1 protein-coding gene is annotated in these 274 nt (G+C 62.8%); it reads left to right on the plus strand.

All coding sequences use genetic code 11. The features are described from left to right. On the plus strand, positions 1–274 hold a 274-nt coding region (locus AA0535_RS13435), incomplete at both ends, for an autotransporter adhesin family protein (RefSeq protein ID WP_264817094.1).

The raw sequence follows: 274 nt of genomic DNA on the forward strand, positions 1-274 counted from the left end.
ATGGCAGGACATTGGCTATAACAACCGCACCGGTGCCGCGGGAGGCGGTGTCGCCTCCGGCACCATCCTGCGTAATGCCAAGCAGTTCATCAGCTCCGGGGGATCAGCCGCGGACACCGTCATTTCCGCAGGCGGTACGGAAGTCATCTCCACAGGGGGAAGAGCCAACAACACCGTCATTAATTCCGGGGGTTCCGTCTCCGTCCTCGGCAGCGGTTACGCGCAGAACGCAACTGTAAGCTCCGGCGGTACCCTGACCGGTGCCAGTGGTGCC

Source organism: Asaia krungthepensis NRIC 0535 (genome assembly GCF_025995175.1).
In the GTDB taxonomy this organism is placed as follows: Bacteria; Pseudomonadota; Alphaproteobacteria; order Acetobacterales; family Acetobacteraceae; genus Asaia; species Asaia krungthepensis.